The sequence below is a fragment of the Pandoraea sp. PE-S2R-1 genome (assembly GCF_002179865.1).
Lineage (GTDB): Bacteria > Pseudomonadota > Gammaproteobacteria > Burkholderiales > Burkholderiaceae > Pandoraea.
The window spans coordinates 1-320 of sequence record NZ_NGUR01000181.1 but is presented as its reverse complement, the minus strand read 5'-3'; the positions used below and the strand labels follow the sequence as shown (position 1 = coordinate 320).

Annotated in this window: 1 protein-coding gene; it reads left to right on the top strand. The window is 57.5% G+C overall.

The window, feature by feature from the left end; translation table 11 throughout:
- Nucleotides 1–140 precede the first annotated feature (140 nt).
- Nucleotides 141–320 (top strand): hypothetical protein (locus CDV44_RS27610; RefSeq protein ID WP_141118864.1); only part of this gene is annotated, 180 nt, incomplete at its 3' end.

The window sequence follows — 320 nt, the reverse complement described above, 5'->3', positions numbered from 1 at the left end:
GTGGCGACCCTTGCCGTTAGCATTCCGAGTGCAGAATTCATCCAGCATTTTCGGAATAGGGAGAATCGGCCGGGCTTTTATGTGTTCTCCGACAAGGGGAGCCCCTTCGCTATGAATTCCGCGCAGGCGGCGATCAGCGAGTGCAAACGATCATGGCCGAGGAGCGCAATCGATTAACGACGCTTGATGAGCGTCGGCAGGTGTTCTGGCATGACGGCGCTATGGTGATCGCTCAACGTGTGTCCGGCCCGCGCTGGATCGCGCTGTATGCCATCCCGTTTCAAACGCTATTGGCAGCTATCGGGAACGCCTACTGGTTC